Origin of the sequence: Arthrobacter sp. 2MCAF15 (assembly GCF_052115605.1) — a bacterium.
GTDB lineage: Bacteria > Actinomycetota > Actinomycetes > Actinomycetales > Micrococcaceae > Arthrobacter.
Genome location: NZ_JBFRGZ010000011.1, coordinates 108541 through 122832, shown reverse-complemented (window position 1 = coordinate 122832; position 14292 = coordinate 108541). Strand labels below are relative to the sequence as shown.

9 protein-coding genes are annotated in these 14292 nt (G+C 67.7%); 6 read left to right on the top strand and 3 right to left on the bottom strand.

What is annotated here, in order from left to right; genetic code table 11:
* Positions 1-21: 21 nt before the first annotated feature.
* Both AB4089_RS13975 and AB4089_RS13970 read left to right on the top strand, forming a co-directional pair.
* Positions 22-1590, top strand: a complete 1569-nt coding sequence (locus AB4089_RS13975) for a DUF4192 family protein (protein WP_441409879.1) — start codon at positions 22-24, stop codon at positions 1588-1590.
* A gap of 284 nt (positions 1591-1874) precedes the next feature.
* Positions 1875-3209 carry an RNA polymerase sigma factor gene (locus AB4089_RS13970; RefSeq protein ID WP_441409878.1) on the top strand — a complete coding sequence of 445 codons (1335 nt, stop codon included), beginning with the start codon at positions 1875-1877 and terminating at the stop codon, positions 3207-3209.
* 285 nt (positions 3210-3494) lie between these two features.
* Here the strand turns inward: AB4089_RS13970 and AB4089_RS13965 are convergent, their stop codons facing one another.
* Positions 3495-3716, bottom strand: a complete 222-nt coding sequence (locus AB4089_RS13965; protein WP_208748566.1) for a DUF7455 domain-containing protein — start codon at positions 3714-3716, stop codon at positions 3495-3497.
* 251 nt (positions 3717-3967) lie between these two features.
* Here AB4089_RS13965 and AB4089_RS13960 point away from each other — a divergent pair, with 251 nt between their 5' ends.
* Positions 3968-6076: a DNA gyrase/topoisomerase IV subunit B gene (locus tag AB4089_RS13960; protein WP_441409877.1), complete on the top strand. Its 2109-nt coding sequence runs from the start codon at positions 3968-3970 to the stop codon at positions 6074-6076.
* 45 nt (positions 6077-6121) lie between these two features.
* On the opposite strand, the gene AB4089_RS13955 is transcribed toward AB4089_RS13960, so the two are convergent.
* The gene (locus AB4089_RS13955; RefSeq protein WP_441409876.1) at positions 6122-7111 is read right to left on the bottom strand and encodes a M56 family metallopeptidase; all 990 of its coding nucleotides are present in this window, start codon (positions 7109-7111) and stop codon (positions 6122-6124) included.
* A gap of 6 nt (positions 7112-7117) precedes the next feature.
* On the bottom strand, positions 7118-7504 hold the full coding sequence (locus AB4089_RS13950; protein WP_441409875.1) for a BlaI/MecI/CopY family transcriptional regulator: 387 nt from the start codon (positions 7502-7504) through the stop codon (positions 7118-7120).
* Positions 7505-7860: 356 nt separating this feature from the next.
* Between AB4089_RS13950 and AB4089_RS13945 the strand changes: the two genes are divergently transcribed.
* Genes AB4089_RS13945 through cydD form a run of 3 tightly spaced genes read left to right on the top strand, consistent with a single transcriptional unit; the run spans position 7861 to position 14278 of the window.
* Positions 7861-9462, top strand: coding sequence for a cytochrome ubiquinol oxidase subunit I (locus AB4089_RS13945; protein WP_441409874.1), 1602 nt, complete (start codon positions 7861-7863; stop codon positions 9460-9462).
* A gap of 54 nt (positions 9463-9516) precedes the next feature.
* Entirely contained in the window at positions 9517-10566 is a 1050-nt protein-coding gene (cydB, locus tag AB4089_RS13940; RefSeq protein ID WP_441409873.1) for a cytochrome d ubiquinol oxidase subunit II, read from the top strand.
* 7 nt (positions 10567-10573) lie between these two features.
* The gene (gene cydD, locus AB4089_RS13935) at positions 10574-14278 is read left to right on the top strand and encodes a thiol reductant ABC exporter subunit CydD (protein WP_441409872.1); all 3705 of its coding nucleotides are present in this window, start codon (positions 10574-10576) and stop codon (positions 14276-14278) included.
* Positions 14279-14292 lie beyond the last annotated feature (14 nt).

The following is a 14292-nucleotide window of genomic DNA, read 5'->3' as shown; positions in this document are numbered from 1 at the left end:
GCCAACCGCGAAGCTGGGCTCATGACAGCTCCCGATCACCTGAGAATTACCGGCCCCGGGGACATCCTCGGCTTCATCCCGCATTCCCTTGGCTACTGGCCGGAAAACAGCCTTGTGGCCATGACCTTGCAAGGCAAACGGCTCGGAGCCACATTGCGCGTAGACCTCCCCGCATCCGGCGGTGGCGGCAGCGGCGGTGACCCTTTGGATCAGCCCATTGCAGGCGGCCGCGGCAGCACCACCCGCAAACGCCGCTCCGGATCCGGCCGCACGGCCATGTTGGCCGCCTTCGCTCGGAATGTTGTGAGCTACCTGCAGGCGGACGAGGCAGCCGACGGATCGTTGCTGGCCTTCTTCACTGACGCCCACACAGACAACGGCACTGACACGAACAGCGACGGCACGGAGTGGGCTGCCCTGCTCAACGAACTCGAACTTGCCCTTGAAGCAGCCGGAATGCCGTTGAGGGACGCGTGGATTATCGGTACCGAATTCTGGCGCAGCGCGCACTGCAGTGATCCGGGATGCTGTGGCCCAACCGGCCGCCCGGTTGAGGAGATCAAAAACAGCAGGCTCAACGCCGAGATGGTCTACCGCGGCAGCAGCGTAGGCGCCGCCCCCGGCACACACGTGACGCAGACGCCGCCACTGCCGGTGGACCCGGCAATGCGTGCCGCCGAGTCCGGCTGGGCGGAGCAATTCTCCCCGCGCCGGCGCGACCGGGCACAGTTCGACCAGGTGCTCGACGTCTGGACGATGGCCATGCAGGCTGCCACCGTCCAGCAGGGTCCCTTCGGCGCCACCTCGGACTCCCCGGCACCAGGGGTCTCCGTCCCCAATACCGCGACGCCCACCACCAAGAGCCTCGATCCCAGCAGCCCCGAATCCGGCAGCCCCGATCCCTGGACGACCGCGGGCGGGCCGCTCGAGCTGCCGCCGGAGCTGGCCAGCTACTTGCGGGCCAGCCTGTGCGTACCCTCGTGGCGGGACGCAGTGCTCGTCATGGCGGCCGCCGGGCGGTCAGCGGCCGAACGCGGGGCAGAGGACTTCGGCATGTTCGACACGGAGGCGTGGTCCGCCTTCCCCTCCGGAACCAGGCCCGCTTCACGGCTCCGACCGACGCCCAGTCCTCTTGCAGGGCCGCGGTTCGGTTCGAAGCGCAGTACCGTCTCCGATCCCACCTCCGGTTCCACCGCTGGTTCCCCGTCCAAGCCGCAGCCGGCCCGGCCGGAGGCGCCCGGCGTCGTTCCGGGGACCGACGCGGTGCCCGGCTACGGTGAGGTGCTGCTCGGGCTGGCGCCATCGGTTCCGGATTGGACTTTGATGGTTGGACTCGAACGGGTCTTGGAGCAGCTCGGCCGTCTTGGTGACGGGGAGTCCGCTGCCGCCGCCCTGACGGCACGTGGCTGGATCGAATGGTGCCGCGGCCGCGGCTCGTACGCTGATGCCCTGTACTGCCAGGCCCTGCAGGAACACCCGGGGTACAGGCTGGCGGAACTGCTGGCAGAGCTGGGCCGGCGCGGCACGCTATGCGGCTGGGCGGCCAGGCGGGAGGCGGCCTGGCAGAAGTTTGCGCCTGACGCGGCATGAGTGCCTGACGGAGCCTGAGAACCCGCCGCAATATTCTGGACCCGGCGTCCCGAAAGGCACTCACGGGGAAAACCGTGAGACAATGGTTGCCGCGACCCGGTTGGGTCCGTGTATCAAGTGCCCTCAATGAACCTTGGAAACAGGGAACATTAAGGCCGCCCCAGCAGTTCTACTAAGTGGCTCTGCTGGCCGTGGTCGCACCTGATGTTGAACACGGACTTGACAGGGTCATAGTGGTGTTGCCCGTATGGTGATTCCGCAGACCGCAGCTAGAAAGGTTTTCAGTGACCCCGTCTTCCGCGAAGAAGGAACCCGCCGACCAGGCCGAAATGTCCCCTGATGAGAAGAAGGCGGCGACCAACGCCAAGCGCGCCGCTACGCGCGCAGCCAACAAGGCAGTCAAGGACGCCGCTTCCGCAGAGGGTGGCGACACCGTAACCGGAGTCGCCAAGCCTGAGCCCAAGAAGCGCGGGCCCAAGCCCGGCGCCAAAGCCGCGGCAGAAGCCGCCGGCAAATCATCCGGCGATGACGATGAAGTCGAAGCCGATGAGGATCTCGACGACATCACGCCCGACCCCGCCGAACTCGGTGACGAAGTAGAAGGCGAAGAGGTAGCCGGCAAGGCCGCAGCCACCACCGGCTCCGGCTTCGTGTACTCCGATGCCGACGACGACGACGCCCCGGTGCAGCAGGTCATGTCCGCCGGCGCCACCGCCGACCCCGTCAAGGACTACCTGAAGCAGATCGGCAAGGTCGCCCTGCTGAACGCAGAGCAGGAAGTGGACCTGGCCCTGCGGATCGAGGCCGGCCTCTTCGCCGAGGAGAAGATCGCGGCCGACGACGGCACCATGGATCCGAAGCTCAAGCGCGAGCTCGAATTCGTCATCCACGACGGCAAGCGCGCCAAGAACCACCTGCTGGAGGCAAACCTCCGCCTCGTCGTCTCGCTGGCCAAGCGCTACACCGGCCGCGGCATGCTGTTCCTGGACCTGATCCAGGAAGGCAACCTGGGCCTGATCCGCGCGGTCGAGAAGTTCGACTACACCAAGGGCTTCAAGTTCTCCACCTACGCCACCTGGTGGATCCGTCAGGCGATCACCCGCGCCATGGCCGACCAGGCCCGCACCATCCGCATCCCGGTGCACATGGTGGAAGTCATCAACAAGCTGGCCCGCGTCCAGCGCCAGATGCTGCAGGACCTCGGGCGCGAACCCACCCCCGAGGAGCTGGCGCTCGAACTCGACATGACGCCGGAAAAGGTCGTCGAGGTCCAGAAGTACGGCCGCGAGCCCATCTCGCTGCACACCCCGCTTGGCGAGGACGGCGACTCCGAGTTCGGCGACCTCATCGAGGACTCCGAAGCCGTGGTTCCAGCGGACGCGGTGAGCTTCACCCTGTTGCAGGAACAGCTGCACTCGGTGCTCGACACACTGTCCGAGCGCGAAGCCGGCGTGGTCGCCATGCGGTTCGGCCTCACCGACGGACAGCCGAAGACTTTAGACGAAATCGGCAAGGTCTACGGTGTGACGCGTGAGCGCATCCGCCAGATCGAATCCAAGACCATGTCCAAGCTGCGGCACCCGTCGCGCTCACAGGTCCTGCGCGACTACCTGGACTAAGTCCCACGGCCCACAGGTCCAAGGCGGTCCACAAGCAACGCGGAGTCACTTCCGCCCATCCTCCTCGGAGGAATGGGCCGGAAGTGACTCCGCGTTGCTGTTCCCGGGCGGCCCTGGTTCCACACGGCGCGGCCCACAGAGGACACGTCAGTTGACGCATCAGGTTAACGAATCAGGGCCCCTCCGGTGTGGAGGGGCCCTGATTCATAGGTCTGATGGCTTTGGTCTGAGCTTTTGGGCTCGCCCTGGGACCTTGTTGGGGCACCGGGCAGGGACCGGTGTGGTCTAGTCGACCGGGACCGGTGCCTTCTCGTGAAGGCGGTCGGTCTCATCGTGCCAGTCGGAGCTGAGCGGCTTCAGCGTCGGTTCTACGGCGCGTGCGTGGTGGCCGCAGAAGAGAAGCTCACCGCCGGAGGCACCGAGAACAACCCGGACATATGCCTGTGCTCCGCAACGATCGCACCGGTCTGCGGCGGTCAGTGTGCGGTCCGCAACTGCTGTTGTCATGTTCGGCCTCCTTAGTAGATCGGTATACCTATATAACCAGCATTCGGGGCCAATCCATGGCACGGATGGCCCACTTTCGCTGTCCGCGTATCACGTCTGCGTAACGGAGCGCCCCCGGAGAACGCGTGCGGGGAGTGGCAAACCGGGGAGGACCCGGAGTCCGACTAACCTAGGAAGAGCGTTAAATACTGTGACTGCACCCCTGCGCACACCGCGGGGGCAGTCCCGAACCTGTAAGGAGTTCACGACCCGTGGCACCCAGTTCTGATTACACCGCCCGGCACCTCTCAGTGCTGGAGGGCCTCGAGGCCGTCCGTAAGCGCCCGGGCATGTACATCGGCTCCACGGATTCCCGCGGACTCATGCACTGCCTCTGGGAAATCATCGACAACTCCGTCGACGAGGCCCTCGCCGGCTTCGGCCACGACATCAAGATCATCCTCCACGCGGACAACTCGGTGGAGATCCACGATGACGGCCGTGGCATCCCCGTGGACGTCGAGCCGAAGACCGGGCTGACCGGTGTTGAGGTGGTCTTTACCAAGCTGCACGCCGGTGGAAAGTTTGGCGGCGGCTCCTACACGGCTTCCGGCGGCCTGCACGGCGTGGGTGCCTCCGTGGTCAACGCGCTCTCGGCCCGCCTCGACGTCGAGGTGGACCGCGGCGGCAAGACGTACAAGATGTCGTTCCGCCGGGGCGAGCCCGGCCGGTTCAAGGATCCGGGCACGAAGCCGGACCCCGCGACCCTCTTCGAACCCTTCATCGACGGTTCCGTGCTCGACGTCGTCGGCAAGGCAAAGCGCGGCGTCACCGGCACCCGGATCCGCTACTGGGCGGACCGGCAGATCTTCACGCCCGACGCCAAGTTCTCCTACGAGGACCTCGCCTCACGCGCCCGCCAGACCTCGTTCCTGGTCCCGGGGCTCAAGCTCACCGTCCGGGACGAACGCAAGCTTCCCGGCACACCCGGCGAATCCGGCCCGCATGAGGAGATCTTCCACCACGACGGCGGCATCTCCGAGTTCGTCGACTACCTCGCCGCCGACCCGGCCATCACGGACATCTGGCGCCTCCACGGCGCCGGGAAATTCAAGGAAACCGTTCCCGTCCTCGACGAGAAAGGCCACAGCCAGCTCGCGGAGGTCGAACGCGACTGCGAGGTCGACGTCGCACTGCGCTGGGGGATCGGCTACGACAGCTCGGTCCGCACCTTCGTCAACATCATTTCCACGCCCAAGGGCGGCACGCACCAGTCCGGCTTCGAACAGGCCCTGCTCAAGACCTTCCGCAAGGCCGTCGAGACCAATGCCCGCAAACTCAAGGCCGGCAATGACAAGATCGAAAAAGACGACATCTTCGCGGGCCTGACCGCCGTCCTGACCGTCCGGCTGGCCGAACCGCAGTTCGAGGGCCAGACCAAGGAGATCCTGGGCACCTCGGCAGTGCGGGCCATCGTGGCCAAAGTGGTGGAGCAGGAGATCAACGCCAAGCTGACCTCTGCCAACCGCAACGACAAGGCCCAGTCTGCGCTGCTGCTGGAAAAGATCGTCAGCGAGATGAAGTCGCGCATCTCGGCCCGCGTCCACAAGGAAACCCAGCGCCGGAAGAACGCGCTGGAAACCTCCTCCATGCCCACCAAGCTCGCCGACTGCCGCACGGACGACGTCGAACGCTCCGAACTGTTCATCGTCGAAGGTGACTCCGCGCTCGGTACTGCCAAACTGGCCCGGTCCTCGGACTTCCAGGCGCTCCTGCCGATCCGCGGCAAGATCCTGAACGTCCAGAAGGCCTCGGTGGGGGACATGCTGTCGAACGCCGAGTGCGCGGCCCTGATCCAGGTGGTGGGGGCCGGCTCCGGCCGGACCTTCGACATCAGCGCCGCCCGCTATGGCAAGGTGATCCTGATGACCGACGCCGACGTTGACGGCGCCCACATCCGGACGCTGCTGCTCACGCTCTTCTTCCGCTACATGCGTCCGATGATCGACGAGGGCCGGGTCTTCGCAGCCGTGCCGCCGCTGCACCGTGTGGAGGTTGTCAATGCCGGCCAGAAGGCCAACGAGATGATCTACACCTACTCCGAGGCTGAGCTCCACGTCCTGCTGGCGCGGCTCGCCAAGGAAGGCAAGCGCTACAAGGAGCCGATCCAGCGGTACAAGGGCCTCGGCGAGATGGATGCCGAGCAGCTGGCCGAAACCACCATGGACCCGCGCCACCGGACCCTCCGCAAGGTCGGGATTGAGAACGCCAAGCAGGCCGAGGATACTTTCGACCTGCTCATGGGATCCGACGTGGCGCCGCGCAAGGACTTCATCATTGCCGGAGCCGCAAACCTGGACCGGGAGCGCATCGACGCCTGACGACGGCGGGACCGGCGGGGCTTCCCGCCGGTCGGGTTGAACTGCCTAGYCGAGCAGGCCCGGGACCAGCAGCAGGGCCGTCGGCACGGCGAGCAGCAGCACGCAGCATGCGAGCACGGCGACCCGCAGCGGTTCCGACAGCGGCGGCCGGGGCGAGAGAAGGCGGCTGACGCGGGACGCCGTTGTACCGGCCGAGCCACTGCCGCCGGTGGCGCCGGGCTGGCTGGGGTCGGCGTCGGGCAGGCCTGTCTCGCCGAACGCCAGGCGTGCCCCCGGAGTGGCCGGGGAACCGCTGGCCACAATGGCAATCGCCCTGATGAGCGTGGCCTTGCTCTCTGTCTTGAGTGCGACGTCGTCGGCGAGCATTTCGATGAGGGAGTTCACCGACTCCTGCGCCAGCCGGGTGGTGGGGAGCCACGGCAGGGCCTGGCGCCACGCGGCGAAGGCCCACAGCAGGAGGTGGTGGCGCTGGCTCAGGTGGGCGTTCTCGTGAATCAACACGGCGCGGAGCTCATCGGGTTCCAGTGCGGCCATGAGGCCGTCGGAGAGAACCGTCACGGAGCGTGCGCCGCCCGGAAGGCAGTACGCGACGGGCGAGTCGACGTTCAGGACCACGGTTCCCGGGCCGTCGGAGGATGGCGAGGCCAGCAGGTCCAGGAGCTCCCGGTGGCGCCGGCGCTGGCGCTGGATCTTGTAGTAGGTCAGCAGCAGGGTGAAAACCAGGTGGGCCGTCAGCAGGGCTGCGGCCGAGAGCGCAAAGATGTGCCAGAAGCCCAGATCCGTGGTGGGGGCATTGTTGAAGACCATCCCCGCCAGCGCGCGGAGGCCGGAAAGCAGGTTGTCGCCAATGGGCTCGAGCCCGTAGACCAGCATGGCCCCGATCATGGACAGCCCGCCGGCCAGGGCGATCGCCTGCCACAGCAGCATCGCCATGAAGGGTGAGCGCGCCGGCCAATGGGCGCGCGAGAGGAGGACAGGCACCGGCCACGCCAGCACTATCGCCAGGACCGCCAGGAAATATGAGGTCCAGAACATCGGGCGCTAGCTGCGGCCCAACAGCTTGCGCAGGGTCTCTGCCTCGTTGTCCGTGACCGAACCGATGAACCGGGCCAGCACGGCCTCGCGGTCCGGTGCCGAGCCAAGGACCTCGTGCATGAGTTCCGCGGTGTGGTCCGCGCGGCTCGAGACGGCCTGGTAGCGGTGCGGGCGGGTGCCGCGTTCACGTTCCACGAGCCCCTTCCGCTCGAGGCGCGAGAGCACGGTCAGTACGGTGGTGACCGCGAGGTCCTTGCCCTCGTGTCCGGCGGTGCCGTCCTGGGACCGGGTGCTCTGTGCGAGGAGGTCCCGCAGCGTGTTGGCGGTCGCAGCTTCTTGGCCTGCCCAGAGCAGATCCATCACTGCCCGTTCCAGTTCACCGAGACTTGCCATGGCGTACATCCTTCTATGACTGCCGCGCCGGCGTGATGCTGGGGAAATGCTGGTGCCTGCCGGTGCGGTGTATGTGAATACTTTGATACCAAATTTACCGTGTTTTGCGCGTTCTTTCTACATGAAGTAGAACACGGCCTCCCGGCGTGTCGCGCAGCCGGGCTGAGGGGGCCGGTCGGGGGCTGTGCGGGGGCCGAAAAGGGAGGCTGGGGGCGGGGCGATTCGGCCATTGCAGGCCGTGACGCGCCGTGGGAGTCTGAGTTACGGGGAAGTGCCATTGTGTTCTACACTCTGTAGAAGACGCACTTCTACGCCACGTAGAAGTTGCTCGGACCTAGCCAAAAGTAGGGACTGCCTTGGACGCCTTGGAAATCGCACGCTGGCAATTCGGAATCACCACCGTCTACCACTTCATGATGGTGCCGCTCACGATCGGCCTCGGGCTGCTGGTAGCTGTGATCCAGACGCTCTGGTACCGCACCGGCAAGCCGGAATATCTGCGCATGACCAAGTTCTGGGGCAAGCTTTTCCTGATCAACTTCATCATGGGCGTCGCCACCGGAATCGTGCAGGAATTCCAGTTCGGCATGGCCTGGAGCGAGTACAGCCGCTTTGTCGGTGACGTGTTCGGCGCCCCGCTGGCCATGGAGGCGCTCCTGGCCTTCTTCGTCGAGTCAACGTTCCTTGGCCTGTGGATCTTTGGCTGGAAGCAGCTCAAGCCCGGCGTCCACCTGGCCTGCCTCTGGGTCGCCGTGATTGGTTCAGTTTTCTCGGCCTACTTCATCATCGTGGCCAACAGTTGGATGCAGCACCCCGTCGGCGTCGAAATGGTCAACGGCCGGCCCGTCATGACCGACGCGTGGGCCGTCTTCACCAACAACACCGCCCTCGTCGCCGTGCCGCACACCCTCTTCGGTGCCCTCGCCGTCGCCGGGGCCTTCCTCCTCGGCATCGCCTGGTACCATCTGTGGCGGCGGCGCCACGACGGTATCGACACGGTCGGGGCCGACGGCAAGGTCATTCCCGGCGAAGCCGCCGGCATCCTCGGCCGTGACCGCAACGACCACACCGTCTGGATCCGATCCCTGCGGATCGGCGCCGTTGTCGCCATGATTTCCTTCGCTGGCACAGCCGTCACCGGGGACCTGCAGGGCAAGCTCATGTTCGAGCAGCAGCCCATGAAGATGGCCGCTGCCGAGGCAGCCTGCCACGACGGCACCGGCTTCTCAGTCCTCAGCGTGGGTAACGTCGGCTCCAAGAACTGCGACGACATCGTGGCCGTGATCGAGGTACCCGGCATCCTGTCCTTCCTGGCCAAGGGAGACTTCACCACCGAGGTCAAGGGCGTGAACAGCCTGCTGGGCGAGTACGAGGCCAAGTACGGCACCACTTTGCCGGACAACCCCATCTACGGGGACCGTGCCGGCCACCAAATCCAATACGTGCCCGTCATGGAAGTCACCTACTGGGGTTTCCGGATGATGATCGGCTTCGGCGGCGTGGCCGCACTGGCCGCCCTCCTGGCGTTGTGGGCCACCCGCAAGGGAACGGTACCGGCCTCCCGCGGGCTCATGCGCCTTGCGGTCTTCGGCATCCTTGCACCCTTCGGCGCCAACGCCGCGGGCTGGATCTTCACCGAGATGGGCCGCCAGCCATTCGTCGTCGCCCCCAACCCGGACGCCAGCGGCGTCGACCAGGTGTTCATGTTCACCGCCGCGGCCGTCTCCCCGGGAGTCTCGGCCGGTGAGATCCTGACCTCCCTCGTGGTCCTGACGTCCATCTATGCTGTGCTGCTGGTGGTGGAGGTCAAGCTCCTGGTCAAGTACATCCGCGGCGGCGTGGCCTCGGCCATGCCGGAACTCGCTCACGCACCAAAAGACACGCCGAAGGACGGCACGCCTCCGGACGGGACTCCGGGCAAACCCGACGGCGACGACGTCCTGGCGTTTGCCTACTAGCCGCCCGTCCACCTAACCCAGCCACCCCCAAGAAAAGCGCAGAGGATTCTCAGCATGGAACTGCTACCCACCATCTGGTTCATTGCCATCGCGGTGCTGTGGACCGGCTATCTCTTTCTCGAGGGCTTCGACCTTGGCGTCGGCATGCTGATGAAAGTATTCGCCCGGAACAACACGGAGCGCCGCGTCCTGATCAACACGATCGGCCCGGTCTGGGACGGCAACGAGGTCTGGCTCCTCACCGCCGGGGGTGCCACCTTCGCGGCCTTCCCGCTGTGGTACGCCTCCCTGTTCTCCGCGCTGTACCTTCCGCTGCTGTTGGTCCTCGTGGCGCTCATCTTCCGTGCGGTTGCCTTCGAGTACCGCGGCAAAGTGGACAACCCGCGCTGGCGGGCCCGTTGGGACTGGGCCATCGCGGCAGGCTCGTTCGTCGCTGCCTTCGGCGTCGGTGCCGCGCTGGCCTTGACCACCACAGGACTGCCGATTGATGCCAACGGTGACCGCGAGGGCGGACCGTTCGCCTGGTTCAGCGGATACGCCGTGCTTGGCGGCCTCGCCGTCGTGGGGTTCTCCCTCCTGCACGGGCTGGGGTTCCTGGCGCTGAAGACCGACGGCGAAGTCCGACACCGGGCGCGGGCCTGGTTTGTCCGGTTGCTGCCCGTGCTGTTGCTGCCGATTGCCGGCTGGGCCGTGAGCCTGCAGCTTCTCAGCGGCGAAGCCTGGACCATCGCCGCCGTCGTCGCCGCCGTCGTCGCGGCAGTGCTGGCGTGGAACTTCGCCCGCAAGGGTGCAGAAGGCCGTGCGTTCCTGTCGCTGGGGGCGTTCCTCCTGCTCGGCAGCGCATCAATCTTCGGCGCCGCATTCCCCGTGGTGCTGCCATCCACGCTGAATCCGGCGTTCAACCTGACAGTCTCCAACGCCTCGTCCTCGGACTACACCCTGGGACTGATGAGCATCGTGGCCTGCATCGGTCTGCCACTGGTCCTGGCATACCAGGCCTGGACATACTGGGTGTTCCGGCGCCGGGTGAGCGCGGCGCACATTCCCGAGGCCCACAGTTTCCTTCCCGCGATCGCCGCCAAAGCACTGGCACCTAAGGACTAACTCCCTGATGCGACCCTTCCCCGCCGGCCCGGCGACCCGTTCCGCGCTCTACCTGCTGGGCCTGCTGGCTGCCCTGAAGGCGCTGTCCCTTGTACTGATGGCTCATGCAGTGGCATCCATGCTCGCCGGGCTCGTGGCGCATGACCCCGGCTGGGCGGACCAGCTGGTTCTCGGGGTTGCCGGGGCCGTGTTGCGCTCAATTACCGTGTGGGGGCAGTCGGTGGCCTCGCGAAGGGCGGCGCTCGGGGTCAAGGAAGAACTCCGCAACCAGCTGCTGGAGCAGGCGCTCAGGAACGGAACGCGGCGGGCCGGGCCCACCGACGGCGGGCTCGCCATCCTGGCAACGCGGGGGCTGGATGCCCTGGACAACTACTACACCCAGTTCCTGCCCGCTCTGGTGAACTGCGCGGCCATCCCGCTGCTGCTGGGCGCCCGCATCCTGTTCGCCGACTGGATCAGCGCTGTGGTGATCGTGCTGACCGTGCCGTTGGTGCCGCTGTTCATGATCCTAATCGGCCGGTACACAGAGGAACGGGTCAGGGAAGCCCAGTCCGCACTGGCCCGGCTCTCGGGCCACATGCTCGAACTCGCCAAGGGCCTGCCCGTCCTGGTGGGCCTGGGAAGGGCCACCGCCCAGCGCAAGGCACTGGAGGACATGTCCGAGGAATACCGCACCCGGACCATGGGGACATTGCGCACGGCCTTCCTCTCCGCCCTGGCCTTGGAGCTCATCGCCACGATTTCCGTTGCCGTGGTGGCCGTGTTCATCGGCGTCCGCCTGGTTCATGGGGACATGGCGCTGGAGGCCGGCCTGCTGGCCCTCATCCTGGCCCCCGACTGCTACCTGCCGCTCCGTGAGCTTGGCACCGCACACCACGCAAGCGACGAAGGCCGGGCCGCGCTCGCCGAAACCACTGCCGTCCTGGCGGACCCGGGAGCCGCTCCACTGGTCCCGGCGCCGGCCGCCGCCATTGCCCGAGGTGCCGCCGGGCCGCCGGCCGTCACCGTGGACGGGCTGAGCGTTCGATTCGGCGGACGCACGGACGCCGCCGTCGGCCCCTTGAGCTTCACCGCCGCTGCCGGCCGGATCACAGCCCTTGATGGCCCCAGCGGCGCCGGCAAGAGCACAGTGCTCGGAGTCCTCGCGGGGACCATCGGGACGGGCACTGGAACCGACGTATCCGGATGCATTGGAGGACTCACGACGGCGGACGTCGCCTGGGTGCCGCAGCACCCCGTCATGGTGGCGTCCACGGTGCTGGATGAGATCCGCCTGTATCTCGGCGTTCCCGTCTACGGACGCGACGCCGGCGCAGGTACTTTGGCTGGCGCAGGCACTTTGGCCGACGCCGGTACTTTGGCGGGCTCAGAAAGCGATGCAGCCGCTCGGCGGTGCCTGGCGGCGGTGGCCGCGGAGCATCTGGCCGCCAAGCACCCGGCCGAGCTGAGCCCGGGGGAGCTGCGGCGCGTGGCGCTGGCCCGCGGACTGGCGCGGATCGAGGCGGGCGCCAGCGTGCTGCTCCTGGATGAACCCACCGCCCATCTTGACCGGGGATCCGCCACAACGGTCAATCGCGCCCTAGCCGGACTCCGGGGACGCGTCACCGTACTCCTCGTCGCGCACGACCGGCACACCCGGGACCTTGCCGACGCGCTTGTGTCTGTGGCGCCGCGCAGTGGGGGGCAGCACGGGGTCGGGCAGCTTAGCGTCGTCGGGCATCCGGACTCCGCGACCTTGCTGCCGGCAACTTCCGGGGGAGACCTGGGCGTGCAGGGTGCGGCCGTCCGAGCGCGTTCCGCCGTGAGCGTCGCGTCGACGAGCTCGACTTCGGCCCTGAACGCAGCCCCACGCCCTGATACAGGCCCTGACGCAGCTCCTGGCGGGACGCCGTCGCCGTATGCGAGCGGAGTCCCGACGTCGAACGGCCCGGCGCGTGCCGCCGCCCCTGTGGCCTCCGCTGATCCGGACGGGTCAGCAAGCCCGGTCGGAACAGTCGCCGCCCAGTTGCGCCGCCTGCTGGCCCCGGTGGCGGGCAGGTTTGCCGCCGCGGGCGTCGTAGGCACGCTGGCGGCCTTGTTCGCCGTCGCCCTCGCAGGGCTGTCCGGCTGGCTGATCATCCGTGCCAGCGAACAGCCGCCCATCCTCTACCTGCTCACCGCGATTGTCGGCGTCCGGTTCTTCGGCATCGGCCGGGCGTGCCTGCGGTACGCCGAGCGTTTGCTGCTGCATGACGCCGTGTTCGCCGCCCTGACCAGGCTCCGGGGCCGGCTGTGGGAGTCGCTGAGCCGCCGGGCACTGTCTTTGCGCCAGCTCCTGCAGGGCGGCAACGTCTTGGGCACAGTGGTGGATGACGTCGACACTGTGCGGGAGCTGCTGCCCCGCGTCGTGCTCCCGCCCGTGACTGCCGTTGCTGTCGCCGCGTCCGCTGTGGTCGGGATCGGGCTGCTACTTCCCGCGGCGCTGCCCGCCGTGGGGGCGGCAGCGGTGCTGAGTCTCCTCGTTGCCCCTGCGCTCGCGTTGGCCGCCGACCGGATGTCCGCCGGCACCGAGCAGAGACTCCGTTCCGGCGTGCTCCGGGACGTCGCCGCCGCCTTGGACGCCCGTGCAGAACTCCAGTCGAACGGCGTGAGCGCCCCTGTGCTTGATGCGATCAGCCGGGCCGATCGGTCCGCGACGGCCGCTTCCCAGCGGTCGGCGTGGGCCGAAGGGCTCGGCCAGGCACTGACTGTCCTGGCGTGCACCGGGGCCGCGCTTGCCGCCGCCRTGCTGGCTGCCCCGCTCGCCCTTAGCGGCGCCGTCGAACCGGCAACGGTCGCCGTCGTCGTCCTCGTGCAACTTGCCCTGGTGGACCCCTACGCGGCCATCACCACGGCCGTCCGGCAGTACCCGGCGCTGCGTGCCGTGCTGCGGCGGATCGGCGAGGCAGGGGTCCTGGACTCGCGGGCGAATGATGAACCGGAGGGCGACGGCGCCGCTGCCGGCGGGCTGGTGCCCGTGGCTTCGCGGCCCGGAGGGGCGCCGGGAATCGAACTCGTGGACCTGGCCGTGGCGTGGCCTGGCGGCCGCAACGTCTTTGTCGGACTCACCGCCGAGGCTGGGCCGGGGCGTTGGCTGGCCGTCACCGGGGCCTCCGGTTCCGGCAAATCGACCCTGCTGGCCGCGACCCTGGGCTTCCTTCCCGCGGCCGGCGGCCACCTGTACTTGAGCGGCCGCGCCGCGTGGTGCCCGCAGGAGGCGCACCTGTTCGACTCGACCATCCGCGGCAACCTGTTGCTGGCCCGCCCGGAGCCTGCTCCGGCGGCCTCCGGGAAGGCCTTGTCGGCCGGAGGCGAAGAGCAGATGCGTGCGGCCCTGGACGCCGTCGGACTCGGTCCGTTGCTGGCCCGGCTCGAGGACGGACTGGACACCCGGTTCGGCCCGGGCGGGGCGTTCCTCAGCGGCGGCGAGCGTACGCGCCTGGCCGTTGCGCGCACGCTCATGACCGGAGCCGACGTCATTCTGCTCGATGAACCGACGGCGCACCTCGACGCGGAGTCAGGCAGGCTCATGCTCGCCGAACTGCGGGAAGGGCTGCGCGACCGGACCGTCGTCCTTGTCACCCACAACCCGAACGATATTGACGCCGCGGACGCCAGGCTCGACCTCGATGCCGCGGCTGCCGCTGACGCGGGGGAAGGTCCGGCGCCGGCCGCGATGCTGGCGCGGGGTTAGGCCGCCCGTTAGCC

Bases quoted from the DNA above. Each gene is read 5' to 3' on its own strand.
- AB4089_RS13965 (WP_208748566.1), bottom strand. From the start codon at position 3,716: ATGACAACAGCAGTTGCGGACCGCACACTGACCGCCGCAGACCGGTGC.
- AB4089_RS13975 (WP_441409879.1), top strand. From the start codon at position 22: ATGACAGCTCCCGATCACCTGAGAATTACCGGCCCCGGGGACATCCTC.
- cydB (WP_441409873.1), top strand. From the start codon at position 9,517: ATGGAACTGCTACCCACCATCTGGTTCATTGCCATCGCGGTGCTGTGG.
- AB4089_RS13950 (WP_441409875.1), bottom strand. From the start codon at position 7,504: ATGGCAAGTCTCGGTGAACTGGAACGGGCAGTGATGGATCTGCTCTGG.